This window comes from Staphylococcus sp. HMSC034G07, from assembly GCF_001835975.1.
In the GTDB taxonomy this organism is placed as follows: Bacteria; Bacillota; Bacilli; order Staphylococcales; family Staphylococcaceae; genus Staphylococcus; species Staphylococcus ureilyticus.
Genome location: NZ_KV826593.1, coordinates 445,236 through 471,992 on the forward strand (window position 1 = coordinate 445,236; position 26,757 = coordinate 471,992).

Annotated in this window: 22 protein-coding genes and 1 riboswitch; of the genes, 9 read left to right on the forward strand and 13 right to left on the reverse strand. The window is 32.6% G+C overall.

All coding sequences use genetic code 11. The features are described 5' to 3' along the window. Positions 1-8: 8 nt before the first annotated feature. The 4 genes from HMPREF2586_RS03370 to HMPREF2586_RS03385 all read right to left on the reverse strand — a co-directional run bounded on the left by HMPREF2586_RS03370 (position 9) and on the right by HMPREF2586_RS03385 (position 5,937). Positions 9-1,958 carry a PTS fructose transporter subunit IIABC gene (locus HMPREF2586_RS03370; RefSeq protein ID WP_064209201.1) on the reverse strand — a complete coding sequence of 650 codons (1,950 nt, stop codon included), beginning with the start codon at positions 1,956-1,958 and terminating at the stop codon, positions 9-11. 78 nt (positions 1,959-2,036) lie between these two features. Beyond that, positions 2,037-3,899: a BglG family transcription antiterminator gene (locus HMPREF2586_RS03375; RefSeq protein WP_064209200.1), complete on the reverse strand. Its 1,863-nt coding sequence runs from the start codon at positions 3,897-3,899 to the stop codon at positions 2,037-2,039. A gap of 237 nt (positions 3,900-4,136) precedes the next feature. Continuing rightward, complete coding sequence (locus HMPREF2586_RS03380) at positions 4,137-5,069, reverse strand: lactate/malate family dehydrogenase (protein WP_064209199.1); 933 nt, start codon at positions 5,067-5,069, stop codon at positions 4,137-4,139. A 52-nt stretch (positions 5,070-5,121) separates the two neighbouring features. Next, complete coding sequence (locus tag HMPREF2586_RS03385) at positions 5,122-5,937, reverse strand: MetQ/NlpA family ABC transporter substrate-binding protein (protein ID WP_064209198.1); 816 nt, start codon at positions 5,935-5,937, stop codon at positions 5,122-5,124. A gap of 93 nt (positions 5,938-6,030) precedes the next feature. Next, positions 6,031-6,140: riboswitch (SAM riboswitch) on the reverse strand. 383 nt (positions 6,141-6,523) lie between these two features. Here HMPREF2586_RS03385 and HMPREF2586_RS03390 point away from each other — a divergent pair. Then, positions 6,524-7,381, forward strand: a complete 858-nt coding sequence (locus HMPREF2586_RS03390) for an ABC transporter substrate-binding protein (RefSeq protein WP_070658022.1) — start codon at positions 6,524-6,526, stop codon at positions 7,379-7,381. A 479-nt stretch (positions 7,382-7,860) separates the two neighbouring features. On the opposite strand, the gene HMPREF2586_RS03395 is transcribed toward HMPREF2586_RS03390, so the two are convergent. After that, on the reverse strand, positions 7,861-8,712 hold the full coding sequence (locus tag HMPREF2586_RS03395) for an NAD-dependent epimerase/dehydratase family protein (protein WP_070658023.1): 852 nt from the start codon (positions 8,710-8,712) through the stop codon (positions 7,861-7,863). Positions 8,713-9,236: 524 nt separating this feature from the next. Between HMPREF2586_RS03395 and panE the strand changes: the two genes are divergently transcribed. Beyond that, the gene (panE, locus tag HMPREF2586_RS03400; RefSeq protein WP_070658024.1) at positions 9,237-10,154 is read left to right on the forward strand and encodes a 2-dehydropantoate 2-reductase; all 918 of its coding nucleotides are present in this window, start codon (positions 9,237-9,239) and stop codon (positions 10,152-10,154) included. Between the two features lie 43 nt (positions 10,155-10,197). After that, positions 10,198-11,016 (forward strand): acyl-CoA thioesterase, encoded by an 819-nt coding sequence (locus HMPREF2586_RS03405; RefSeq protein ID WP_046206664.1) that lies wholly within the window; start codon positions 10,198-10,200, stop codon positions 11,014-11,016. Positions 11,017-11,068: 52 nt separating this feature from the next. Here HMPREF2586_RS03405 and HMPREF2586_RS03410 read toward each other — a convergent pair whose 3' ends face one another. From HMPREF2586_RS03410 to HMPREF2586_RS03430, 5 genes are all read right to left on the reverse strand, one after another. Beyond that, positions 11,069-12,427, reverse strand: a complete 1,359-nt coding sequence (locus tag HMPREF2586_RS03410; RefSeq protein WP_046206663.1) for a PTS ascorbate transporter subunit IIC — start codon at positions 12,425-12,427, stop codon at positions 11,069-11,071. Positions 12,428-12,449: 22 nt separating this feature from the next. After that, positions 12,450-12,734: a PTS sugar transporter subunit IIB gene (locus HMPREF2586_RS03415; RefSeq protein ID WP_046206662.1), complete on the reverse strand. Its 285-nt coding sequence runs from the start codon at positions 12,732-12,734 to the stop codon at positions 12,450-12,452. Positions 12,735-12,739: 5 nt separating this feature from the next. Next, positions 12,740-13,180, reverse strand: a complete 441-nt coding sequence (locus tag HMPREF2586_RS03420) for a PTS sugar transporter subunit IIA (RefSeq protein WP_046206661.1) — start codon at positions 13,178-13,180, stop codon at positions 12,740-12,742. 10 nt (positions 13,181-13,190) lie between these two features. Further along, positions 13,191-15,131, reverse strand: coding sequence for a BglG family transcription antiterminator (locus tag HMPREF2586_RS03425; protein WP_070658025.1), 1,941 nt, complete (start codon positions 15,129-15,131; stop codon positions 13,191-13,193). A gap of 292 nt (positions 15,132-15,423) precedes the next feature. Continuing rightward, positions 15,424-16,320 carry a DUF7916 family protein gene (locus HMPREF2586_RS03430; protein WP_046206659.1) on the reverse strand — a complete coding sequence of 299 codons (897 nt, stop codon included), beginning with the start codon at positions 16,318-16,320 and terminating at the stop codon, positions 15,424-15,426. Positions 16,321-16,604: 284 nt separating this feature from the next. On the opposite strand from HMPREF2586_RS03430, the gene HMPREF2586_RS03435 reads away from it, so the two are divergent. From HMPREF2586_RS03435 to HMPREF2586_RS03460, 6 genes are all read left to right on the forward strand, one after another. Next, a complete protein-coding gene (locus HMPREF2586_RS03435; protein WP_070658026.1) occupies positions 16,605-17,429 on the forward strand; it encodes a zinc ribbon domain-containing protein in 825 nt (274 codons plus the stop codon). Between the two features lie 14 nt (positions 17,430-17,443). Then, the gene (locus HMPREF2586_RS03440) at positions 17,444-18,739 is read left to right on the forward strand and encodes a TcaA second domain-containing protein (RefSeq protein ID WP_070658027.1); all 1,296 of its coding nucleotides are present in this window, start codon (positions 17,444-17,446) and stop codon (positions 18,737-18,739) included. Between the two features lie 321 nt (positions 18,740-19,060). Further along, complete coding sequence (locus tag HMPREF2586_RS03445; RefSeq protein WP_064209189.1) at positions 19,061-19,879, forward strand: hypothetical protein; 819 nt, start codon at positions 19,061-19,063, stop codon at positions 19,877-19,879. A 538-nt stretch (positions 19,880-20,417) separates the two neighbouring features. Continuing rightward, complete coding sequence (locus HMPREF2586_RS03450; protein ID WP_046206655.1) at positions 20,418-21,527, forward strand: carbohydrate kinase; 1,110 nt, start codon at positions 20,418-20,420, stop codon at positions 21,525-21,527. Next, a complete protein-coding gene (locus HMPREF2586_RS03455) occupies positions 21,511-22,422 on the forward strand; it encodes a pseudouridine-5'-phosphate glycosidase (RefSeq protein WP_046206654.1) in 912 nt (303 codons plus the stop codon). Before HMPREF2586_RS03450 ends, HMPREF2586_RS03455 begins: the two co-directional genes overlap by 17 nt. A gap of 9 nt (positions 22,423-22,431) precedes the next feature. Beyond that, positions 22,432-23,646: a NupC/NupG family nucleoside CNT transporter gene (locus HMPREF2586_RS03460; RefSeq protein WP_070658028.1), complete on the forward strand. Its 1,215-nt coding sequence runs from the start codon at positions 22,432-22,434 to the stop codon at positions 23,644-23,646. A 118-nt stretch (positions 23,647-23,764) separates the two neighbouring features. Here HMPREF2586_RS03460 and HMPREF2586_RS03465 read toward each other — a convergent pair whose 3' ends face one another. The 3 genes from HMPREF2586_RS03465 to HMPREF2586_RS03475 all read right to left on the reverse strand — a co-directional run bounded on the left by HMPREF2586_RS03465 (position 23,765) and on the right by HMPREF2586_RS03475 (position 26,672). Further along, entirely contained in the window at positions 23,765-23,896 is a 132-nt protein-coding gene (locus tag HMPREF2586_RS03465; protein ID WP_019469020.1) for a beta-class phenol-soluble modulin, read from the reverse strand. Positions 23,897-24,317: 421 nt separating this feature from the next. After that, the gene (nagB, locus tag HMPREF2586_RS03470; RefSeq protein WP_070658029.1) at positions 24,318-25,064 is read right to left on the reverse strand and encodes a glucosamine-6-phosphate deaminase; all 747 of its coding nucleotides are present in this window, start codon (positions 25,062-25,064) and stop codon (positions 24,318-24,320) included. Between the two features lie 69 nt (positions 25,065-25,133). Continuing rightward, positions 25,134-26,672, reverse strand: a complete 1,539-nt coding sequence (locus HMPREF2586_RS03475) for a PTS transporter subunit EIIC (RefSeq protein ID WP_070037191.1) — start codon at positions 26,670-26,672, stop codon at positions 25,134-25,136. Positions 26,673-26,757 lie beyond the last annotated feature (85 nt).

The following is a 26,757-nucleotide window of genomic DNA, read 5'->3' on the forward strand; positions in this document are numbered from 1 at the left end:
ACCTCCATTTAAATATCTTTTAATATATTATAAATCTGCTTACTATTTGTTGCATTTATTAAATTTTGCCTAGTTTCATCATCCATCAATGTTCTTGATAATCTTTGTAATAATTTGAGATGTGTGTCACTGCTATCACTTGGTACAGTAATTAAAAATATCAATTGAGGTAACGTTCCATCTAAACTTTCCCATTTCACGCCGTGCTTATTATTCATGACTGCTACGATAGGTGCTTTAACCGCATCCGATTTTGCATGAGGAATGGCTACGTTCATTCCAATCGCTGTCGTTGATTCCATCTCTCTCTTTAAGACATCGGATTTTAATTGTGATTGATCTGTAATATACCCTTGTTCATTTAAATTTTCTATTAACTGGTCTATTGCTTCATCTCTAGATAAAGTTTGTTTTGAAATATGAATAACTTGTTCACTAAATACACTTTGTTCTTCTAATGCTTGATTATCCATCGTTGAAACACTATTTTTTTCTGTTTCTATCTCATTTTCTGATTGATCCATACCCATTTCAATATTATTCGTATCAACTGCAAGTGATGGCGTTTGTCTTCTTAAAATTAAAACCACACTCATTGTAACGATACTACCAATGATTACTGCAATAAAAAACCACAATATTTGATCAATTCCGCCTAGCACTGCAACTATTGGGCCTCCGTGTGCAACTCTGTCACCTACACCACCAATTGCAGCAATAACGGCAGCTACCATCGCACCAATCATATTAGATGGTATAATTCTAAACGGATCTTGTGCAGCAAATGGTATAGCACCTTCCGTAATACCGAACAATCCCATGGTAAATGATGCTTTGCCCATTTCAATTTCACCTTTATTAAACTTACGTTTATTGATAAATGTAGCCAATCCTAAACCAATAGGAGGTGTACATACTGCAACTGCAACCATTCCCATAACAGCATAGTTACCCTCCGCGATTAATGCTGAACCAAATAAAAATGCTACTTTGTTTACTGGTCCACCCATATCAAAAGCAATCATAGCACCAACTATTAATGCTAAAATAATAATATTTGTCCCTTGCATACTCTTTAACCAAGTTGTTAAACCTTCAAAAATACTCGCAATTGGTGCGCCAATCAAGAAGATAAAAATTAATCCTACAAGCAATGAAGAGATGATTGGAATAATAATGATTGGCATAATAGGTGCCATCGCTTTAGGTACTTTAATATTTTTTATCCATTTTGCAATATAACCTGCGATAAATCCTGCAACAATACCACCTAAAAACCCAGCGCCTGCATCACTACCATAAAAGCTACCGTCAGCTGCGATTGCGCCTCCAATCATACCAGGTACCAAACCAGGTTTATCTGCAATACTCACTGCAATATACCCAGCCAATATTGGAACCATAAAACTAAATGCTAGAGAACCAATATTTTCAATTGATTTCCAAAAAGAATCTTCTGGTATAACTAAACCTTTTGATGAAGCCTCACCACCTAAAGTTAGAGCAATAGCCATCAATAATCCACCAACTACAATGAAAGGTACCATAAATGATACACCATTCATTAAATGTTGATAGACCATTTGCATCCCACTTTTTTGCTCTTGATCATCATCTTTTTGATTCGTATCCCCATTACGATCATGATGAATATGTCCGTCTTTATCAATGATACGTTGAATTAATTCTTTTGGTTTATGAATGCCTTCACGAACACTTTCATTTATAATTAATTTCCCATCAAAACGTGACAAATCTACTTGTCTATCGGCTGCAATGATAATGCCATCCGCTTCTTTAATTTCTTTTGATGTTAAAACATTTTCTGCCCCTACACCACCTTGAGTTTCTACTTTTATATTGACGCCCATTTCTTGAGCAGCTTGTTCTAACTTTTCTTGTGCCATATATGTATGCGCTATACCATTTGGGCACGATGTAATCGCTAATATTTTCATCATTTCATCCTCCTCACATTCAATTGTAAACGCTTTCTAATATTGATAAAAAAACATAATTGCCGTTATCAACGGCAATTATGTTTTGATGAGTTTAATCATATACTGTTTTAGATGTTGTGCATCCATAGTCATAAGTTGATCGACATCATACTCGTTTAATCCAGCTATCACATGTATGATTTTCTTCATTGCTGAGGTATCAGAATTTGCGATGGCTAAAAAGAACACTAATTTAACTTTATTTTGTTTCCATAGTAAGCCATGAGGGCATTTAAATATAATAACATGTGAACGCAACACTTTCGCAGGATCACCATGTGGCATACTAATACCATTCCCTATATATGTTGAAGCAAATTTTTCACGTTCCAATGCACTCTTCATATAACTTTCCGTAATAGCATGTTGTTTCATCAGCATTGACTGTGCGTTTTCAAAAACATGGGTTGCAGTTTCCTCATCTGTCATCGTTTGAACATCAAATTGAATTGCAGATATTTCATCCTGTTTCAACACAGGGTTTCTTTTATTATTGATAAATGATTTAATGTGATTTATATCATTATCCGAAAGCAAAGGGGATACCTCTATCACGTGTAATGTATTTGGTAAATCAGCAGTGTCAATGGGATGCGTGGTAATCAACATATCAACATTTGAAAAATTGTAATGAGACAGTCTCTCTAATTTTAAAGTATCAACAATATTTATATGACTATCTAGATTCGCAATTTTCACTTCCAACAAACTAGATATTCCTAAACCATAATAACAGGTTATCACAATGTTAACTTCGTCTTTTTTATTACGATCAATAGATGATTGAAAATGTAATGCTAAAAAAGCAATTTCATCTTCTACTAAGCTTAAATTTGAATCTTTAGCCAAGTATTTTACAGTTTCATACAATGCATTAAAAACAAAAGGATAGTATTTTTTGATTTCATCCGTTAATGGATTATTAATATATACATTTTTAGCGATACGCAAATACGCTCTGCTAAAATGTACTTGAATGTTTTCACGTAAAATATTGTCTTGGGTAAAATTGATACCAACTATTTTTTCCATTTGATGAATCATGCGCGCTACATAGCTTTCAACAAAAAAGGTTTCTATACCCAAATCATATTTATTAAAGTAATAACTAATGAAAAAAGAAAATAACTTAGCTGTATCTTTCGATAATCCATAAGCTAATTTATGGTTGATATCTTCTATACACTGCATCGCTATTTCTTCAGCCTCTTCATTTATCACCCATGAATCTTCACTTATCTTTTCCCTTTTTATAATAATGACTAAATGAATGAGTAATTGTTGAATACGCATATCAGAAGTAAAAATATAATGTTTTGCTAATCTGTTTTTAATAATATGACATATGGTTTTGATGTGCGCTTGAGGTATTTCATTAAGTATCAAACCCTCTACTGTCTTTTCATTATTAGACAATTGATTTAAATGTAATATCGCATTCCTTATATTCATTTCATTACCAGTTATGGTAACACCTTTTTTCTTAATGACCTCAACGTTAATATCAAATGATGCACACCAAGCCTTTATTCTATTTATATAATCATTAGCTTCTGCTTTCGTTACCATAAATGCTGATTCTATTTGATCAATGGTAGTGGGTTTCTGATACATTAATAATTCATATCCAATTTTCATTAACTTTTCATTTTCTTTTGTTAAATAAGAATGTATCAATGTCTCTAATTCTGTCTCATCATAATGGTCATGATTGAGTTTATATCCTTTCCCTTTAACACTTGTAATCAAGCGATTTATAATTTCACCATTAATGTATTGTATATCATTTCTCACTGTTCTATTGGAAACACTTAAATAATTAGCTATTTCATCTGCGCTTAGGTAATGATTACTGTTGTTCAACAATAACCTAATGAGTTTAGCATGTCTTATCAACATGATTGCACCGCGCTTTCTAATCGTTTAATTTTTTATTAAATTCAATATTAATATTTAAATACATTGTAGCCATACCTTCATATTAAAGCAAGCAGTCACACTATGATACTTCTGACATAATGATGAAACAAAAATATGAGTACAAAATAAAAAAGTGGCAATTTCTATATAAAATCTAGAAATCGCCATTTTTTATGCTATGTGATACTTATGTTTCTCACTCTATATTAAATGAACTTAATTTTGTGCTATATGAATTGTTTGTCTGATATATTGATATGCTTCAACGAGCTGCTGTTCTTCTTGTTCATCCAATGTGATAGGATATCTTTGTACAATACCATGCTGATCAATTAATGTCGGCAAACTATACGCCCCGTCATCTAGCCCGTATTCCTGACTGTTTGATGTTAGTGGCATAATTGTGCGTTGATTCAAAGCAATCGCTTGTATCAATGTAGTAGTCACCCTGGAAATCGCTGCATTGGTCCACCCTTTTTGATAAAAAACATCCATTGATACTTCATTGATAATTGATGTAATATGTGCTTTATCAATTACTGGTGATTGACTTAAAGCTTCATACTCTGATAGTTCCATACCATGAATGCGCACTTTGCTCCATACAGGCACTGCATACTGACCATGTTCACCAATAACAAAAGCTTCAACATTTTTAGGATCAATTTGGTAATGCTGAGCGATAATGGTTTTGAACCTTGAGCTTTCCAATGCTGTACCCGTTCCAATGATTTTATGAGTTGGATAATTGACTTGATTAGCAAAATATACCATCGAATCCACTGGGTTAGAAATTAAAATAATAATAGCTTCTTGCGTTACTTCAGCAATTTGTTTCATAACATTTTTTATAATATCATGATTATCTTGTGCCAATAGTGTACGATCACCATCGTTTTTATCCGTTTGTATACTTGCGGCAATTACTATAAAATCTGCATCAGCTAAATCTTGATATGCGCCAGCTTTAATTCGCACATGACTTGTATTAAACAATCCTTGCGAATGATTATGATCAAGCGCCTCACCGCTTGCAATTTCTTCTTTGCTATCAATTAATACAATTTCTGAAAATAAATTCAAATATTGAACGTCTGTCAATACTTGGCTGCCCACTCTACCAAGTCCGACAATTCCTAACTTAGACATGTGTAACCATACCTCCTCTGTTTGTTAAAACCTATATCATAAATTAATGTTTTTATTTTTCATAAGGTATAACATCTTCATTATATTCTTTTTTTATGAACTTTTTCATATCTTCAGATTGTAAAACTTTTAATAGAGTTTGATACTTTTCATCATCTTTATGGCCTTTTTGAACTGCAATAATGTTAGCAAATGGTGATGATTTACCTTCTATTGCAATAGCATCTTTGTGTGGCGTCAAACCATTATCTATCGCATAATTAGAATTCATGATGACAGCTGCGCCTTCTTTACTTTTATATGTTTTAGGTAAAAATTCTGCACCCTGCTTATTGTTAAATTTGAGATTCTTTTTATTTTCCACGATATCTTCAAATTTGGCATCTTCAATTTTGACACCTTTTTTAATTTTTATTAATCCTTTATCTACGAAAAATGATAAGAAACGCCCTTCTTCAGCTGGATTATTGGAAACATAGATTGTAGAGCCTTTAGGAATGTCTTTGATGTCTTTATATTTTTTACTGTATACGCCCATTGGTGTCGTAAATACTTTTCCTACTTCCTCAATATTATAATTATGGTCATCTCTTTCAGCCTTTAAATAAGGTACATGTTGAAAGAAGTTTGCATCAACATCACCTTTGTCTAAAAGTTTATTAGGTACTTTGTAGTCATTAACAACTTTAATTTCTAAATCATACCCTTTTTTCTTCATTTCATCTTTCGCATGTTTTAAAACTTCGCCATGAGGTGCTGGTGATGTAGCAATCGTGATTTTTTTATTTTCTTTATCTTTGGACGAACCACAAGCTACGAGTATTGCAGCAAAACATACTAAAATTGTTAAACTAATCAACTTTTTCATAACATCTCTCCTTAACCTTGTCTGAAAATAAAATTCACTCATTATGTAAAAAAATACTTTCTCTTATTGTAATAAAGAGAAAGTATCCACCTTCTCTTATCTTTGAAAGTAATCAAGATTACTTTCTGTGAATTAGCACCATTTCGTTTAACGATGGTTGCCGGGTTTCATCGGGCACATCCCTCCACCTCTCTAAATAAGAGTCAATCCTATGTATTTGAGTTGTATTAATCCTAGCATTCCACTCATGTATAGTCAATAAATTTTAGAAAATTCTAATTAATTATTGATTAATCTAATGTTAATAAAATTGTTCCATGTGAAACGAATATATTTACACTATGAACCGGCAATGCACTCACATCTTAATTATTTAATTTGTTAGTTTACATAATGGTTTTACTTCTATTTTCAAATAAACATAATGATGTCCGTATATGAAACCACCAATATTGTGTGGGTTTTCTAAAGTATAAAACATTCGTTTATAATCATTGTTGGCATTTGAAAATATAGATTTCTATTACGTTTTGTATAACAGTTAAGTGGAATATTAATACTGTACTATCTATTAGGAGGTAATACAATGACTTTTGAATTTAAACATGATTTAGGAACGACTGATTTACCAGAAGATATTCATTCAGCAGTAGCTTTAGAATTTTCTTTTGTTGATGCATTCGTTGCTTTAAATATAGATGTTAAAGGCATTGCTGATGATAATGATAGCACAAATTTAATATCACCAATTAAAGAAGCAGTTGGTAAATATAGATCTGTTGGCACTCGTATTGATCCAGATTTTGAATCAATTCGTTCTGCCTCTCCGCAACTTATCATTGGAGATGTTGATCGTCATCAAAATATATATAATGAATTAAGTGAGATTGCACCTACTATTTTATTTAGAAGTTTTGATGCTGGCTATCAAGAAACTTTAGAAATATTCCAACGTATTGGTACAGCAGTTAATAAATCTAAAGAGGCTAAAGAGCGCTTAGACAAACACAATGAATTAATCAATGATTTCAACAAGCAAATTGATATAGATAAAAACAAAGAAACATTGGCGGCTGTAGTTTCTGAACAAGGTATAACTGCACATTCTAACAAAACGTATGTAGGTGAACTTCTAAGTAAATTAGGTTTCAATAATGCACTTAGTGAAAACATTGCGGATAAACTACCTGCATACAGAGAATCAAATTATTTAGAAATGTCATATGAACAGCTTGCTGAGGTTAATCCAGAAAGATTAATTATAATGATTGATGAAAATAATGATGAAGATTTAAACAAATTACAAAACAGTAATCAATGGGACCAACTTGATGCTGTAAAAAATAATAATGTTCATTTCGTAAATAGAGATGAATGGTCAAAACTGCGTGGCTTATTTGCCTCTGAAGATATTGCAAAAACTTTAGCTAATCTTAAAGAATAATGTATCTTTATAATTGTATTATCAGTTTACTCGTTTTTTAAAATTAGTTATAAATGATGAAAGGTGCATTTGGTAAGATTGTTATAGATTTTCATAAGTAGGGCCATTGAAACACTAAACCCGAAACTTACTAGAGTAAGCTTCGGGTTCTTTTAGATGTGCTGTGTTGACATTCGTAAATAATGCACAATGTAAAGCTATCCTCAATAACGGCATATTGTCCATCATTGGTAATATAGGCGGTTTCGCTTTATCATTCAAATGTATAAATTGTAAATAACATTATTATTTTGATTTCAAAGACATTTTTATCTCCACTAATATACACCATAATACTATGCTTTATTGAATATTATGTAATTAATTAAAAATCTAAGAAAGCCTTAACGATAATGCTGTTAAGGCTTTTTTACATAAAAAACATACATTAATAATATCTCGCATCAATGTTTATGCCACTTTCTAATAAATTTCTAAATCTAGTTTATTGGATTCATTCCAACTTTCCATGTTTTATAAGTTAATTTACCACCTTGCCTTTTAAACTTTTCATTACTTACACCGCGTTCATAGGGTGCTGCAGCTTTTATATTAATGTGAGGTGTTACATTTAATAAGTTTGCATACCAGTCAGCCCAAACATTGCCTTTTACAGGATCATCATCTGCTACATTATAAATACCCGAATCAAAGTTTAAAGCCTGAATTGCTGTTTCAATTGCATCATCTATATGAATAAATGATTGAACACCATCTGTGATTGAAATTTCATTATTCATAAATTGATTATAAATCATGCCGTCTTTACCATACCAAGTACCTGGACCATATAATAACCCATAACGCAAAATGACATAATTTTTTATTCGAGCTGTTTCTTTTTCTAATCCATCAACGCCATCTACTGTAATTTTACGATCTCCACTAGATTCGTAATCTAAAGCCGTATCCTCAGTTGCCAACCCATTACCGCCTTCATATGCGAAAGCAATGCTTTGTGATTGGATATGTTCCACGCCGTGCTGAATTGCTGCATCAACAAGATTTTTTGTACCTTCAATTCTAACTTTTGTGTTAGCTGACATATCAACCTGCTTTAAATCAGTAATTTCATTCATGATAATGTCTGGTTTGAAATCACCAATACTGCGTTCTATCGTTTCGTATTCTAAAATATTACCGATATATGCTTGAATACCTGCATTAACTAGTTTCTCCTCACCCTTTTTAGATGTTGTTAATCCAGCTACTTCATAGCCTTCTTCAAGTAAACGCTTTGTCAGTTTCGTGCCAATAAGACCTGTAGCACCAGTTACAAATACTTTCGTCATAATCATCCTCCTTCATGATTCACATTTTATAATCATTTTTATTTTTCTTGTCTAAATTTTATACTACTTTCAAAGATGATAATACACGTGACCTTCAAAAGCTTATGTAACATCTTAAAGGTCATGTTCATTATAAATATCAAAATAATGATATGAGCATGGTTCTACATTTCAAATAATTGCTATATAGTAATCACCACTTTCACTCCATGCTTCATTTATTAAATATACCCACAGCGTATTTAACAATAAACAATGAATTACGTTATATATCACTTGCTTTTGCAACTACTCGGCCAATCCATTACATAATCATCAAAAATTTAATGTTTTTATATTTTGGCTTAGATTATTAAGTCTCATTTCTCAAATATGAAGGATGTTCTTTGATATTTAAAATTTATTGTATATTATGCAATGAGCATGCCTTTAAATTTTCTGTTCATTTCCAATGCGTAACTTTGAACTTTTAGTGGTATATATATAACAATATGAATCATTACATAGATTAAGGAGTGTTTAAGATGCGTATTTTAGTCTTAGGAGCAGGTGGAATTGGAGGCTATTTTGGTGGTCGTTTAGTAGAAAATCATAAAAATGTCACTTTTTTAGTAAGACCGAAAAGGAAATCTTATTTGGAAAGGAACGGCTTAGTCATCCATAGTGAGAACGGTGATTATAGTTTTACCCCTCAATTGATTACTAAAGAAGACAAAGCAGAACCATTTGATGTAATTTTGCTATCTTCAAAATCCTATCACCTTGAGCAAGCAATCGATGACTTGAAACCATTTGTTGGTGACCTCACAGTGATTATTCCACTGTTGAACGGTGTTGCACATATTCCAAAATTACAAGCTGTTTTTGGTGAAAATAAAGTCATGGGTGGATATTGCATCATTGAAACCTCATTGAATGCCACTGGTGAAGTCGTACAAACTAGTGATTTCGATAAACTTTTCTTTGGAGAATTAAATGGTACGAATAGTGATAGAGCTAAATTAATAGAAGATACTTTCGCTAATACAAAATCTGAATTTATATTAACTTCAGATATCATGCGTGGTATGTGGCAAAAATATCTAATGATTACAGTATTATCAAGTGTAACTACGATGATGCATGCACCAATCGGACCAATACGTGATAGTGAAGGTGGCACTGATTTTATCAAATCATTATATGAAGAAGTTTCATCCATTATGAGAAGTCACCAAGTGCCCATTGACGATACAATAGTTGATCAGTATATGAAAGGACTTACTAAGCTCTCATATCATTTCAAAACATCAATGCAACGTGATATGGAAAAAGGCTTAAATATCGAAGCCGATCACTTACAAGGCTATTTACTGAATTTAGCCGAAGAACATCAACTAAACGCACCATTGCTTTATGCTTCATATCAAAATCACAAAGTTTATAAAGAAATGCTTCAATAAAATCTTCTTAAAACTTAGCTAAAAATTATAAGGAGGCATATCAATGAGCTTAAATACGTACGCACACCCTTTTGATATCGCAACAAGCCTAAAACAACAAGAAATTGGCGTTTATCATGGACATACTTCTGACGATTATGCCAATATGGTTGGCCCTTTTGGTGGTGTGATTGCATCAACATTATTACGAGCAATTATAGAACATCCTGACTTTCTTGGTAGCCCAGTTTCATTTACTGTTAATTACGCAGCACCTGTCAAAGACGGCTCATTTATTATTAAGGCAAATCCTACAAGAACCAATCGTTCTACACAACATTGGTATGTTGAACTGTGCCAACATCATGAAATAGTTATCACAGCGACTGCAGTTACCGCAAAGAAAAGAGATACATGGTCTTCAACCGAATTAATCAAGCCAGAAGTGCCAGATGCAGAACGTGTAGACAGTTTATCATTAACTGAAGTCCCACCCTGGGTAAATCATTATGATATTAAAATAGTAAAAGGTGCACCTAGAGCTTACACAAAATCAAATCATGCAGATTCAGTTACATTACAATGGATGAAAGACAAGCCAAATAGACCACTAGATTATTTATCACTTGCTTCAATGTGTGACGCCTTTTTCCCAAGAATATATGTCCGTCGTGAAAAAGTTGTTCCAATAGGTACAGTTTCTCTTACTGTTTACTTTCATTCTGACACGGAAACATTAGAAAAACACAATAATCATCATGTATTAGGACATACACGGGCACAAAATTTTAATAACGGTTTTTATGACCAAACCGGCGAAATTTGGAGTGCTGATGGATCGTTATTAGCTACGACAACACAACTTGTTTACTATAAAGAATAAAATAACACAAAATCCTAGGTTTATGATTTTACATAGCCTAGGATTTTTATGATTACTGTTCTTTCATCGCTTTTTGGTTCGAACGTTTTTGTAATAAAATTGACACTACAGCGACAACAACAATTAAGCCAACAATACCAATGATGCCCAAATATTTTGCTACATTACCAAGCACGACACCCACTACTAAGAAATCTGTATCTGAGAACGTAGTAGCAGCACCACCTAAATCCCCTAAAAATGGCAAGAATAATAATGGTAGGAACGTGATTAATAAGCCATTTAAAGCTGAGCCAGCTACCGCACCTCTAATACCTCCGCGTGCATTACCAAAGACACCTGCCGTAGCGCCCAAGAAGAAGTGTGCAACCACACCTGGAAGTATCACGACACCACCGAATAAGAATAAAATGAACATCCCAATCACACCTACAATAAAGCTGACAAAGAAACCGATTAACACTGCATTTTGTGCATAAGGGAAGACTATCGGACAGTCTAACGCAGGTTTCGTATTGGGAACCAATTTTTCAGATATACCTTTAAATGCAGGCACTATTTCTGCAAGAATTAAGCGAACCCCAGTTAAAATAATAAATACACCTGCTGCAAATGTAACGCCCTGAATAAGTGAAAATACAATAAAGTTTTGCCCATCGCTGATTTCTGAATGTACGAAAGTAGGTGTAGCAAACAATGATGCTACAAAATAAAGCAATGTCATTGTTAAAGAAATACTGATCGTACTTTCTCTTAAAAAACTTAACCCTTTAGGAAAATTGATATCTTCAGTCGATTTTGATTTACTTTTAAATAATTTCCCAATTTCTCCAGCAGCCCAATAACTCAATGTACCAAAATGACCCAAAGCAACTTGATCGTTTCCAGTGATTTTTTTCATTGTAGGCTGTGCTAAAGCTGGTAATATTGCCATAATCAAACCTAAAATAATCGCCCCAATAATCACTGTTAACGTACCTGTCACATGACCAACTGACAATAATATCGCTAAAAATGCGGCCATATAAAATGTATGGTGGCCAGTTAAGAAAATATATTTCAAATTAGTTATACGTGCAATAATGATATTCACTAGCATGCCAAACACCATGATTAACGCTGCAGTCGTACCATATTGTTCCAGTGCAATTGATATAATCGCTTCATTATTAGGCACAACCCCCTGCACACCAAATGCATGTTGGAAAATTTTACCAAATGGTTCTAATGATTGCGTTACTACATTAGCACCCGCACTTAAGACTAAAAATCCTAAAATTGTTTTTATCGTACCTGAAGTAATATCAGTTGCTGACTTTTTCTGAACAATTAATCCAATCAATGCGATTAGGGCAACTAATATCGCAGGTTGACTCAAAATATCGACGATAAAATCAAGAATTGGCTTCATTGTCCCACCTCCTTATTAATGATTAAAGTACGTTTAAATCTTTTAATTTTTCATCTAGTTTTTGCTGTAATTCTTCTTTATCTAATATATTATCTAACACAATGACATCACCTAAATTTTTTGTGTTTTCTTCTAAATCTCTCCCACAAATAAATAAATCTGCCATATCAGGGCTCGCGCTCATAACATCACTATGTTCAACCTTTATGTCTGATGGTGCATTTAAATTTTTAAGTGCTTCTTGTGCATTCATTTCAACCATAAAACTACTTCCTAATCCGTGACCACATACTACTAAAATTTTCATTGTCCTCATTCTCCTTTAAATATATTTATAATTTCACTTGATGTTTGTGCATTTAATAAATGTTCTACTGTCTGTTGATTGCCTAAAGTTATAGCTAAATTTCTCAATACTTCTAAGTGTCCTTCATTATCTATAGCACTTAATACAAACACCAATGAAGCATAGTGCCCTTCTTCTGAAAAGTTAATGTGCTGATTTAGTTTTAACAAACTTAGACCTATCTTTTTTACATTATTATTCGGTCGAGCATGTGCAATCGCTATTTCTGGAGCAATAACTATATAAGGGCCTAATTTTTCTACACTATGAATCATGTCATCAATGTAATCTTGCTGAAAATAGCCTTGTTCTTTCAAAGGATTTGCAGCTATACTAATTGCTTCACGCCAACTTTTAACCTGTTCAAGTACTTGCACTTTATCTGATGATAAAATTTCCAAAGTCATTTTCCCCTCCTTAATGTTGACTCACTTCATTTATGCAGTGCATAATTGCTTCAATATTTCCTGAAAGTAATATATTTCTAGTTTTATCATTCATAATCAGTTCACTAAGTTGTCTCAATGCATTTAAATGAATTTGCGGCTGAGCGGTTGCTAACGTCACAATGATATATACAGGATCATATTGTTCATGTCCAAAGCGAACACCTTTTTGATAGTGTGTCAAACTAAAACCTACTGTCCCTTTAACATGTGTTGGTTTAGCATGAATTAAAGCAATGTGCGGACTGATAACCATATATGGTCCAAATGCATTTAATTGTTCAATGATTTCATCGGCATAAATACAATCAACAACTTGAGCATCAATCAAAGTTTCAATACTTTGTCTAATTGCATCATTTCTACAAAGTGAAGGTTGTTGTGTTAAAATTCTATTTTTTGGTAAGACTTCTTTTAGAGTAGGCCCTAGTCCTTTGATATCATACACATATTGTTCTCTTGATTTATTAATAATTGTGTTAATTTGTTGACGGTCATTTTTATCTAAAAATGGAGAAACATTGAGTATAGGTATTGAAGCATGTTCAAACGGTACCGTTGATATGATATAGTCAACGCCTTCATGCTTTAATAACGTCTCATCAATTTCGTAGATTGAATAAGCATCTACAATTTCAAGTTCAGGATAAATATGTCGAATTCTACTTCTCAATAATTGTGAAGTGCCGATGCCTGAGCCGCACAGTAAAACTACTTTTAGAGCATTTGTAGTAATTGCGGAAATACGTTCAATTGCTGAAGCAAAATGTAACGTAATGTATGCAAGTTCATCTTTGTCAAAGCAAATACGATAATTCTCTTCCACACCCCAAATATGATTGCGTAATCTTTCTACGATGTGATGGTACTGTTGAAATATTTCATCTGTCAGAGGATTATTATGCGTCATATCGAACTTCAACCGGTGAATTGCTGGTCTTAAATGAACAATTAAGCCATTTAATAATTTAGTATCGTTAATTAAATCTATGCCTAAGTCACCACTCATGCGTTCTATCAATTGTTCGGTTAGAATTTCTAAATCATCTATTGTTTCGTTTTTTTGATTCATCTCTGAAGTTTTAGCCCCTAGCAAATGTAACGTAATAAAGCCTGCTTCGCTTTTAGGGAATTGTATATCGAGTTTTTCTTCCAAAGATGCCTTTATAAGTAATGCCACGCGAAATTGGTCTGTTTCCGCTAATTTGTTATATTCCATATCTGGTATTTCAAAAACAAACTTTTCTTTCGTTCGGTGTATTGCAATTAAAATATGATAAATCAGACCATCAATTGCACTTTGGACTAACTGATAATCCGCTTCAAATAATACTGACACTACAGTTAATCGAATCGTTTCCAATGCTTTATTCGAAAATAGCTTATGCCCTATTTGATGTGTATGATTTTGAAAATATTCATGGACGCGTGTCGCATATGCTTTTCGATAATCTGTTTCTTCACCTTGTATGATAAATCCCTTGTTTTTAATATATTTTAAATTCAAATTATAAGAAGATAACCAAGTCTGTACACTTTTCAGATCTTCAACGATCGTTCTACGTGTCACAGAAACCATATCGGCCAACGTGTTAGAAGATGTTGGTGTATTAGATTCAAATAGCTTTAATATGATATATCGAATTCTTTCCTCTTTAGAATAATGTATTGAAGTCGCTATATATTGAGGAACAATATCATTCAAAGGTTTTTTAGATTCAATCTTTATGCCTGCATTTTTATTTCTAAAAATGGTTAAATCCAATTGTTGCGCCATACTTTCTATATATTCTAAATCGTACTGTATCGTCCTTTCTGAAACATTGAATTGGTTAGCTAAGTGATGAATAGTTATAAAGGATTCACGTTCAAGTAAGAATGTTAAGATATGATGCTGTCTCTTGCTTAACACATGAGCAACCTCCTTATATTTATATTGTAACCGCTTACTTTCATTTTTAGATGTGTAATCTCTTTCGTCTCATAATCCGAAAAGTTGCACATCTATCATAAACGATTACTTTTTAAAATTATAATTTATTTAATTATAATTTTATATAAATACTTCAATAAAATATTAAAAAGAGAATCCAACGTTAATGTGTTGCATCCTCTTCTCCGTACCTATAATTTTTAATGTATTTAATCAAACTAAAATAAGCCAATGAATATTTGTAACCATGGATTTATGCATGGCGTTTTTATTAGCGATTTATGGAACGTGCAATCATCGATATCGTGTGTCTCTCTCCACGCAACGCCTTACTCAATTCAAATATATTTTCCACAGGAGCTAAACCACAATAACTCCCATCACCAATGTGTTGAATATCCACACCACATATTTTATTTCGAATGGCAAAATCTCTAATAGTGCTCGGATCAGCGCTCTCTTGACTCGTACCAATTGCTGACATGACAAGTCCCCCTTCACGATGAACTTCTTTGACAATGTCTTTAAGTTGCGCTTCATCGAAACCTGGCACTGTACCGACAGCAGGTACTAGTATAATATCAGCACCCGCTTCAATAAATTGCTTTACATATGCCCTGGTAATCACAGGCTCATCTACACCTGAACTATGCATTTTCCCAGCGATAATCAAACCTGAAAAATGATTTCTTGTATTTTGGATTGCTTCAACTATTTTCTTATTAGATACACCAGTTGCAGGATTTCCAGTCATACATATAAAATCCACCCCTAATGCTTCAAGTACTTGAACCGTTTCAGGACTTGCTTGACGTCCTTCTGCAATTTCTAAGTGTTGCTCATACATATTTGTTCCGTCATCAACAGGTTCTAAGTTCACACCAATGGGTCTACCCACGAGTCGTTTTAATGTTTCTATAACCTGTTCGTGTTCATCTATATTTTTCACTTTTGGATGAAACGCATCAAAGCCATTTAATAAAATCAAATCAGCACCAAACGCACGCGCTATTTCAGCATTAGTAATATCAGGCACGACAGGCGTTTCCGTAACTATATTTTCAGATAAAACTACACGCCCAGCACTCGCCTTAATGCTCTGTTTTAATTCTTCACCTGACATTGCTAGTAGTTCTGAAGCATTGTTACTCAGTATTCGCTTAACCATTTGTATTCCACTCCTTAATATATACTTTAGCTGTCATCTATTTATTATAACTACATGATATAGTAATGATGTTCTTTCTTCCGTAACGACGTCACTGAATCCCCCTATGTTTCATTATACACAGCCTCTACTTATTATTATTATTTTTTAAATAAAATCTACTACTATATGCATTTTCATTTTTTTGAATTTAAATTTAGTTAATTTTCAAAATAGTAGTGTAACACAAATATAAATGTGATAATATTATATTTTAATATACATATTACAAGGGGGGAAGCTTTATGCAGTGTCCAAAATGTGGAAATCCTATTGAAGCATCAGATTTATTTTGTGGAGAGTGTGGTACAAAATTATCTCATCAAACAAATACAACAAACGAAACTAAAAACAAACCGAACCATGCATCCGAACATAATTCAACGGAATCTAATGCAACACAAATATCAACACAAGATTCAACACAGTCTAATCATAAAAATGAGCAGTTTTTAAAGCATACTTCAGATATTTTCAATGAAGCTAAAACGTTCTTTTCAACTGCTTTCAGACATCCTGATAAAGAACTTGTGAGTCCTCACTTTTTTTCTTACAAAACACTTTTCAGTTTAATCATAGCAGGATTACTTTTATCCATTATATTACTAACGATATTGATACCTGCAGAAGTTGCATATTTCATGACAAGTAAAGCAAGCGTTGTGTTTAACATTTCACTTTTCTTATTAATAGCAATTACAGTACTATTTGGTATCACTTTTGCACTAATAAAAATATTAAATATTAATTCGACGTTACATAAAGTATTTTCAGATTTCGTTTTAGTCAACACCCTTTCTGTTATTACACTTTTGTTTGGTTTATTATTTTTAGCAATTCATGTTCCAAGTTTTGCAGTATTCCTTATCATTATTGCTATATTATTTACACTCATTGCACCAATATATTTAATTACGAAATACAGCCACAATCAACTTATACGTATGCCTGTCATTTATTCTATATTTATCTATATCATCATTTTAGGAATCATTTTACGTATTATAGTGGAAAGTACTGTTTCTAATACATTAAGTGATTTAAGTTCATTTTTTAATACAGGTTATTAAGGAGGATATTTCAAATGAAGTATTGTAGTAATTGTGGTGCTGAAATCAAGCCTGGTCAACGCGTTTGTACTCAATGTGGTACGCCTGTTCAACAACGAACAACGCATCAACCACCTAATCGTAAATCAAAATTACCTATATTTATCATTATTGCAGTGATATTAGTCATTATTATTGCTTTGTTTGTTACTTATAAAATAATTGACGCGCAACTATCACCTACAAAACAGGCAGAAACCATTTCTAAAGATTTAAAAAGCAAAGATACAGATCGCCTAGCCAACCATTTAAAAGCAAATGGTGAAGCTATTTCTAAAGATGAAGCTAAAGCTATTTATAAATATATTGACGAAACTGATAGCATAGATCGTGTTGCTGATGAACTTCAAAGTAGTGCAAAAAATATTAAAGAAAATAAATCAAATGAACATGCTGTCACTGTTGGTGACACTGCTTTAATTAATATTACCGAAGATGGAAAAAAATGGGGCATATTCAAAAATTACATTTTTAATGTTAGTAAGGAGCCTGTTTCGATTACCTCAGAAGAAGACACAACGCTATCTTACAAACTTAATGACAAAACAACCCAAGTTAAATTAAAACAAGGTAAGACGAAGACACTCGATGATTTTCCAGTTGGCATATATGATTTAAAAGCAACACAAAAGGTTGATAATAAAAAATTCGACGGCGTTATTCATATCGATATGTCTGAAAGTAACAGTGCAGATTTACAATTCAAACAAAAACGTTTTACAGTTAGTATTGATTCAACTTATGCAGATTCTGATTCTCTTAAACTTTATATTAATGGGGATGAACAATCAGATTTTGACGAATATGAATCTGTCACTTACGGTCCTTATGCACCAGATGAAAAAATCGAAGTCTATGCTACAACTGAAGTTGAAGGCAAACAATTCAAATCAAGTGTAGAAAATGTTTCTAGTCCTAAAGATGATGAAGATGAAATAGACGTATCTTTATCATTTGACGATGATGCAATAAGCGATTATGAAGACAAAATGATCGAAAAAGAAGCAGATTCTGATGACGACGATAGTAGTAACGCCAGTTCTGACGAAAAAGTAACGCGTGATAATGTTATTGATAAAGTCGAATCTTATGAAGGTAGCACTTTGGATACAGATAATTATACTTATAAAGAACCAGAAAAAACTGGAGACGGTTGGGGATTTTCTTTCACAGATAAAGACGGAGACCTAGCAGGTTCTTATAAAATTGATGAGGATGGTTACGTAACTGAATATGACGAAGACGGTGAAGAAGTAGATTCAGGATACTAATAAACTACAAGTAGTAAATACAACATGCTACTTGTAAAAGTCCATAACATTGCATTAATACTTAAACACACTATACAAGGGAGTGAGATAGAAATCTGATATTTTAAAAAAGATTTCTGTCCCGCCCCTTTTATTTTTATCTTTGTTAAAGCAAACTAACATTACACCAAATACATTAGCTCAGTCTAAATGATGATGTTTTATTAATGAGAAGTTAGTAATATATACTTAAGATTATTAAAACAAGCAATGTTTATACTACCAGAGTTGGGTAATTTAAAAGTAAGCACTTAATATCTAAATACAATTGAAGGTGAAAAAATGACTAACAACAACTCTTTCAATGATTATCCTAAAATTTTAAAAATTGAAGATGATGGAAAAATTATTGCGCTAGACAAATATGGAAACGTTAATACTGATTTAAATATTCACACTGTGAATGACCAACAACAACAAGATATCTACGGAAAGATCTTATACAATCCTTATCGTCGTACTGTGAAAAACAGTGAATCTTATAATGACCATAAGTACAATGATTACAAGTCGGAAACAAGCTACAATCAGCGAGATCGTGAACGAGAGTTGCAGTTATTAGAAGAAAATAAAAAATCAAAGCGCAAGCAATTTTGGCTTGGTTTAGGTCTGGTGGCTTTATTAGTCATCATTGTCATTTTTGCAGTTAGTACTTTTATGAATAATAACAATGATAATCAACAAACTGGTAATGAAACAAGTGAACAATCCACTGCCAATCAAAATCAATCGAATGATACGCAAGGTGATAATGTCAATTTCGAACGTCAGAACAATCAAGTCAAAGATGATATTCAATCGTTAAAGTCAGATATTTCAAATTCTAATGAAGCAACAGATTCTAAATTACAAGCATTACAAGATAAAATTAATAGCCTAAAACAAGAAGCTGATTCTAATAAAACAAATAAGTTAGCTGATAAATACCAAACTACAGTAGATGATTTAAAACAGGCAAAAAACGAAAAAGATAATGGTAATACTGATAAAATGCAAGAAGAATTAGATAAAGTAAATAGCAAACTAGATGATATAAAATCTAAATTTTCTTCGTTGTTTAGTAAAGATGAACAAACAAATAATGAGGATGTTGAAAGTTAACGCAAAAAATTAATATATGCTTTTAAAAATACGAGATATAGATTGTATTCGCTAAATAATAACTGTCGACTAAGGACGCACCTTGTCGGCAGTTTTTTTATTTAAGCTTACCTACTGTCTGATATGTTTATATAAGTGTGTACTCGTTTATTTTTCTAGTTATTTCCTTGTTACAAAATTATTGGATATATGCCTACTTGAAAAACAACTACACTTCTTTTCTATTTCATTAATATTTTGAATTATATTTTCAAAAATTTAAACATTAATTTATTGAACTTCAAATATTAATTTTAAATTTTTTCATACAAATCATTTTAATAAATTCCACAAATGATCAAACGCCATAAAACCCTTGATTTTTAGCGACATATAGCATATATAAATTTCTGTTTCGTGAATATATAGATTTTACAATTTTACGAACTATTATATGTAAGCGTATACATTTCAGAATATTCGTGCTATTATCTTATCAACTTAAACAAATGTTTAAGTTGTAAACTTAAGTTTAATTTTGCATAAAGGAGGTTGCCATATGAATAAAAATGAACAGGAAGTTTTAAAGCGTATTCAAGAAAATCCATTCATTTCACAACAAGAATTAGCACAATCTATTGGATTATCTCGGCCAGCAGTTGCAAATATTATATCTGGACTTATCCGCAAAGAATATGTTTTAGGGAAAGCGTATGTTTTAAATGAAGATTATCCAATTGTCTGCATTGGTGCTGCGAACTTAGACAGAAAATTTTATGTTCATAACGATTTACAATTAGAAACGTCTAATCCTGTTACTTCAACGAGATCTATAGGTGGGGTTGCACGCAATATAGCAGAGAATTTAGGGCGTATGGGTGAAACAGTCGCATTTTTATCTGTGAGTGGTAATGACAGCGAATGGGATATGATTTATAAATTATCAACCCCATTCATGAACTTAGACCACGTTCAACAAATAGAAAACGCAAACACTGGTTCCTATACAGCATTAATCAATAACGACGGTAATATGGAATACGGTTTAGCAGATATGGAGGTCTATGATTATATTACTCCTGAATTTTTAATTAAACGTACACATTTATTAATAAAAGCAAAATGTATCATCGCAGACCTCAACATTTCAAAAAGTGCAATGGATTTTTTATGTGCTTATTCAGAAAAGCATAGCATTAAATTAATAGTTATTCCCGTTTCATCTCCAAAAATGAAAAACATGCCTGATTCATTACATGCTATCGATTGGCTTATTATTAATAGAGATGAAACCGAAACTTATTTAAATATGACTATACAAAACACTGATGATTTGCGTATAGCTGCACAAAAATGGAATAAGTTAGGCGTTTCAAATGTTGTGATTACAAATGGTGTAAAAGAACTTATTTTTAGAAATAGTAACGAAGAAGTCATTAAACCTGTGATACCTTCACAACATGTCGTAGACGTAACAGGAGCTGGTGATGCTTTCTCTAGTGCAGTCATTTTTAGTTGGTTAAATGAACTAGACACTGAAAGCATACTGACAACAGGCATGATGAATGCTCGAAAAACAATTGAAACTGAATACACCGTGAGGCAAAACTTAGATAAGAAACAATTATTTAGAGATTTGGAGGACTATAAAAATGAAGCAATATATTGAATTTTCTAAAGAAGTAGCACAAGCTAAAGCAGATAAAAAACCCATCGTAGCACTAGAATCAACAATCATTTCACATGGTATGCCTTACCCACAAAATGTGCAAATGGCTACGGCTGTTGAAAATATCATACGTGATTATGGTGCAATTCCAGCAACCATTGCATTAATTGATGGAAAAATCAAAATTGGACTGGAAAATGATGAACTAGAATTACTCGCTAAAAGTGATAATGTCGCAAAAGTTTCACGTCGTGATTTTGCAGAAGTAATCGCTACTAAACAGATTGGTGCAACTACAGTTGCATCAACAATGATGAGTGCAGAATTAGCAGAAATTCAATTCTTTGTAACTGGTGGTATTGGTGGTGTACATAAAGGTGCCGAAAACACAATGGATATCTCAGCGGACTTAGAAGAGTTAGGTAAAACAAATGTAACAGTAATATGTGCTGGCGCTAAATCTATACTAGATTTACCAAAAACAATGGAATATCTTGAAACAAAAGGCGTACCCGTAATAGGTTACCAAACAGATGAATTACCAGCATTTTTCACACGACAAAGCGGTATTAAACTAAACAGTTTTTCTGAAACTCCAGATGATATCGCACATATTTGTAAAGTTAAAAATGATTTGAATATTGAAGGTGGCGTTGTTATCGCTAACCCAGTTCCTAAAGAACATGAATTACCTAAATCATATATTGACGGTATTATTGAAGAAGCAGTTAAAGAAGCAGAAACGCAAGGTATTAATGGAAAAGATTCTACGCCATTTTTACTTGGTAAAATTGTCGAAAAATCTGAAGGCAAGAGTTTAAATACAAATATCAAACTAGTTGAGAACAATGCGGTACTTGGCGCAAAAATTGCAGTTGCTTTCAATACATTGTAGGTGATACTTATGTCAATCATATTTGCCATTACTGGTATATTTTTTGCATTATTCATCGCTTTTTTATTTAGCTATAACAGAAAGGCGATTGATTTCAAAAAACCAGTCATTATGTTAATCGTTCAAATCATCATTGTAGTATTCATGATGAATACGTCTATTGGTTTAACGATATTAACCACATTAGGTTCATTTTTTGAAGCATTAATCAATATTAGTAAAGCTGGTATCGAGTTTGTTTTTGGTGGTTTACAAAACAAAGGTGCTTCAACGTTTTTTATTACCGTGTTACTACCTTTAGTATTTATCTCTGTATTAATCGGTGTGTTAAACTATTTTAAAATTCTTCCGTTTATCATTAAATATGTTGGTATTATTATCAATAAAATCACACGTATGGGCCGTCTCGAAAGTTACTTTGCAATCTCAACGTCAATGTTAGGACAGCCAGAAGTTTATTTAACTATTAAAGAAATGATTCCTAAATTATCTAAAGAGAAATTATATACGATTACTACTTCTGGTATGAGTGCTGTCAGTATGGCTATGTTAGGTTCATATATGCAAATGATCGAACCTAAATATGTAGTTACTGCCGTTATGCTCAATATTTTCAGTGCTTTAATTATCGCAAGTGTCATCAATCCATATCAATCAGATGATAGTGACGTGGAAATTTCCAACTTATCCTCAGATAAAAGCAATTCAAATAGTGATGAAACAAAGTCGAAAAACGTTCCATTTTTCCAAATGATTGGCGATAGTGCTACGGACGGCTTTAAAATTGCCGTAAGTGTCGCCATTATGCTCCTTGCATTCATCTCTTTGATGGAAGCAGTCACAGTATTATTTAATTTTGTCGGTTTAGATTTCAAACAATTAATCGGTTTTATTTTTGCACCGATTGCTTTCATCATAGGTGTACCTTGGAACGAAGCAGTTCAAGCTGGATCACTCATGGCAACTAAATTAATCACTAACGAATTTGTTGCTATGTTAGACTATCAAAAATTAGCTGGAGATTTAACACTACGTACACAAGGTATCATTTCTGTATATCTCGTTAGTTTTGCTAATTTTGGTACTGTAGGCATTATCGTTGGTGCTATCAAAGGATTTAGTGATGTACAAGGCAATAAGGTGGCTTCGTTTGCCCTACGCTTGCTACTAGGTTCAACACTTGCTTCAATTATTTCAGCATCAATCGTTGGTTTAGTATTATAGTCTTTAAAAAATGACTACATAAATCCAAATAACTTTAAATGATATTGTAATCTATAACTAGCATTGAATAATAAAAGGCTGAGACAATTCAATTTGTCTCAGCCTCTTACATTATTTATTAGTTAAAGAAACCTAAGATGAAGTCAGCGCCTTTAGCTAATGCGTCAGCAATGCTAGTTCCCATTGTTACCCAGTCAGCACTTAAACCTGCTTTTACAGCTTCACTGATTGCGTTTACGAAATCAGACATTTAACACACCTCATTTCTCAATATATGATTTGTTAAAGGTTGATTACCTTTAACTAAATTATAATAATAAATATTAATATTGTTGTAAATATTTCCTAATTTGTATGTTTTTGTGCCTAAGTGTTATTACAATACTTAATTTTTACAATTAGCGTTTCCTAGTTGTCATTCAGTGATAAAGTTTTATATTATTTTTATAATGACAGAAATAATGCATCTGGGACATAAATCCTAAAAAAATAGCACTCAGATGATTTAATTCAATTCATCTGAGTGCTTCCTTTTTATTCAATACTTCGTATTGTTGGTTCGCTTTCTTAAGGGACGACTTCATCCTATAGTCTTCAGCTTGTCCTGTTCCCTCAAGCGTCTTGCCAAAGCACAACGTTTTCTAATCTCTTTATGACAAATGCCTTTCTAATCACTGAACTTTATCTTGATCTAATACTTCGAATATTTCATTATCTACAATTACATCAACATGAGGATGTTGATGTAATATAGATGCAGGTAACGTTTCGGAAATTTCTCCCTCTATTAATTGTGAAACGGCTTCTGCTTTATTTCTACCCATCGCTAACAAAATGATACGTTTCGCATACATAATGGATGCCAGCCCCATAGAAATTGCTTGCTTAGGAACATCGTCTATTGAATCAAAATAACGACTATTCGCTTTCATCGTTGAAAAAGATAAGTCTACAACCCTTGTAACACTTTCAAACGAAGATCCAGGCTCATTAAAACCTATATGCCCATTTTCACCTATACCCAAAATTTGTATATCTACAGGTCCTTTATCTTTTAAATATTGTTCATACATTAAGCATTCTTGTTCTAAATTATCAACATCTCCTCGTGGCACAAATATATTCTCTTTATGCCATGTTTGATGGTGTTTAAATAACTGCTGATACATATATGTGTGATAACTTTGCTCACTGTCTGCGTTTAAACCTACATACTCATCCAAATTAAATGTCACTATTTGATCTAGTTGCAAATGATTATGATTAATCAATGTTTTTAAATATTTGTAAACATCAGTCATAGTATTACCTGTAGCAAGACCCAATACTGAATCCGGTTTCATTTTTATTTGCTTTAACAGTTCAGTCGCAACATATTGACTTGCAAGTTGTCTATTCTCTAAATTTAAAATATACATATACTCACCAATCACTTTCTAATTTCTGTATATTACCTTTGTTTAATGATAAATTGAATATTTTATAAATTACGCTTGTTCACTGTCTAGTAACTCTTCTACTTCATTTTTTATCGTTGTGACATGTGGTCCATAAACAATTTGTACACCATTACCTTTTTGGATGATACCTCTAGCTTCGGTAGAATTCAGCAGTTGCTTATTGACTGGAGCGTCTGACTTTAATGTCACTCTTAGCCTTGTAGCACAACAATCGACAATTTCTATATTTTCTTTACCACCTAAACCCTCGATAATTGTTTTAGCACGTTCTGTCGTTTCAACAGTTTCTGTAGTTGTTTCCGCTTCTCTACCAGGTGTTTTAAAGTTGAATTTGTTAATTAAAAATCTGAAAATAATATAATATAAAATAAACCAAACGATGCCAATCGGTATTACCCATAAAAAGTTCGTCTTAGCATTACCTTGCAAAACGCCGAATAATAAAAAGTCTATAAAGCCACCACTGAATGTTTGACCTATCGTAATATTAAATACGTCTGCCATCATAAACGCTAAACCATCTAAAAATGCATGTATCACATATAAAATTGGTGCAACAAATAAAAAACTGAACTCTAACGGTTCTGTAATACCTGTTAAAAATGAAGTTAATGCTGCAGATAACATTAGCCCACCCACAACTTTTTTATGTTGTGGTTTCGCAGTATGATAAATTGCTAAAGCTGCACCACATAGTCCAAACATCATAGTAATAAAACGACCTGACATATAACGCGAAACACCTGAATAGTATTTCGTTACGTCTGGATCACCAAGTTGAGCAAAGAAAATATTTTGAGTGCCTTGAACAAGATGACCCTTAACTTCTAACGAGCCACCTAATGCAGTTTGCCAAAACGGTAAATAGAAAATGTGATGTAAACCAAATGGCCCCAATAGCCTTAATATAAATCCAAAGAAAAAAGTACCAATGACACCAGTTTTATCTACGATACCTCCTACACCAAATATCCACCCCTGTACTGTTGGCCAAATAAAGAACATGATAACCCCGAGTATGATTGCAGAGATTGCTGTAATAATTGGAACAAAACGAGATCCTCCAAAAAATCCTAAATATGATGGAAGAGAAATCTTGTGATATTTATTATGTAAAAGCGCCGTCATAACTCCTGTGATAATCCCACCAAACACGCCCGTTTCTACTGTTTGAATTCCTAGAACCATACTTTGTCCTTCTTCTGCTAAATTGCCTTTTGCTAACGTATCTGTAATGATTAGCAATCCATTCATCGAAGCATTCATAATAAGGAATCCTAACATTGCTGCTAATCCTGCAGTACCTTTATCACTTCTAGCTAATCCAATTGCAACACCTATGGCAAAAATTACTGGTAAATTTTGAAATACAATATTACCAGCTGATGACATAAGAACAAATATATTTTGCAATAAGTTAATATCCAACACGGGATATGCTTTGATTGTATTCGGATTACTTAATGCGCCACCGATTCCCAACAACAATCCAGCTGCCGGTAATATAGCGATAGGTAACATAAATGATTTACCAAATTGTTGTGCCTTTTCAAACAATTTACTCATAGTCATTAACCTCCTAATTATCATAAATATACAATCAAAGAAAATATTAATCAATATAAAATACCATTATGAAAAACTTTTTCAT

Bases quoted from the DNA above. Each gene is read 5' to 3' on its own strand.
- HMPREF2586_RS03375 (WP_064209200.1), bottom strand. From the start codon at position 3,899: ATGTTGATAAGACATGCTAAACTCATTAGGTTATTGTTGAACAACAGT.
- HMPREF2586_RS03370 (WP_064209201.1), bottom strand. From the start codon at position 1,958: ATGAAAATATTAGCGATTACATCGTGCCCAAATGGTATAGCGCATACA.
- HMPREF2586_RS03440 (WP_070658027.1), top strand. From the start codon at position 17,444: ATGAAGTATTGTAGTAATTGTGGTGCTGAAATCAAGCCTGGTCAACGC.
- HMPREF2586_RS03465 (WP_019469020.1), bottom strand. From the start codon at position 23,896: ATGTCTGATTTCGTAAACGCAATCAGTGAAGCTGTAAAAGCAGGTTTA.
- HMPREF2586_RS03395 (WP_070658023.1), bottom strand. From the start codon at position 8,712: ATGACGAAAGTATTTGTAACTGGTGCTACAGGTCTTATTGGCACGAAA.
- panE (WP_070658024.1), top strand. From the start codon at position 9,237: ATGCGTATTTTAGTCTTAGGAGCAGGTGGAATTGGAGGCTATTTTGGT.
- HMPREF2586_RS03385 (WP_064209198.1), bottom strand. From the start codon at position 5,937: ATGAAAAAGTTGATTAGTTTAACAATTTTAGTATGTTTTGCTGCAATA.
- HMPREF2586_RS03405 (WP_046206664.1), top strand. From the start codon at position 10,198: ATGAGCTTAAATACGTACGCACACCCTTTTGATATCGCAACAAGCCTA.
- HMPREF2586_RS03380 (WP_064209199.1), bottom strand. From the start codon at position 5,069: ATGTCTAAGTTAGGAATTGTCGGACTTGGTAGAGTGGGCAGCCAAGTA.
- HMPREF2586_RS03450 (WP_046206655.1), top strand. From the start codon at position 20,418: ATGAATAAAAATGAACAGGAAGTTTTAAAGCGTATTCAAGAAAATCCA.
- HMPREF2586_RS03415 (WP_046206662.1), bottom strand. From the start codon at position 12,734: ATGAAAATTTTAGTAGTATGTGGTCACGGATTAGGAAGTAGTTTTATG.
- nagB (WP_070658029.1), bottom strand. From the start codon at position 25,064: ATGTATATTTTAAATTTAGAGAATAGACAACTTGCAAGTCAATATGTT.
- HMPREF2586_RS03430 (WP_046206659.1), bottom strand. From the start codon at position 16,320: ATGGTTAAGCGAATACTGAGTAACAATGCTTCAGAACTACTAGCAATG.
- HMPREF2586_RS03455 (WP_046206654.1), top strand. From the start codon at position 21,511: ATGAAGCAATATATTGAATTTTCTAAAGAAGTAGCACAAGCTAAAGCA.
- HMPREF2586_RS03445 (WP_064209189.1), top strand. From the start codon at position 19,061: ATGACTAACAACAACTCTTTCAATGATTATCCTAAAATTTTAAAAATT.
- HMPREF2586_RS03420 (WP_046206661.1), bottom strand. From the start codon at position 13,180: ATGACTTTGGAAATTTTATCATCAGATAAAGTGCAAGTACTTGAACAG.
- HMPREF2586_RS03390 (WP_070658022.1), top strand. From the start codon at position 6,524: ATGACTTTTGAATTTAAACATGATTTAGGAACGACTGATTTACCAGAA.
- HMPREF2586_RS03475 (WP_070037191.1), bottom strand. From the start codon at position 26,672: ATGAGTAAATTGTTTGAAAAGGCACAACAATTTGGTAAATCATTTATG.
- HMPREF2586_RS03460 (WP_070658028.1), top strand. From the start codon at position 22,432: ATGTCAATCATATTTGCCATTACTGGTATATTTTTTGCATTATTCATC.
- HMPREF2586_RS03410 (WP_046206663.1), bottom strand. From the start codon at position 12,427: ATGAAGCCAATTCTTGATTTTATCGTCGATATTTTGAGTCAACCTGCG.
- HMPREF2586_RS03435 (WP_070658026.1), top strand. From the start codon at position 16,605: ATGCAGTGTCCAAAATGTGGAAATCCTATTGAAGCATCAGATTTATTT.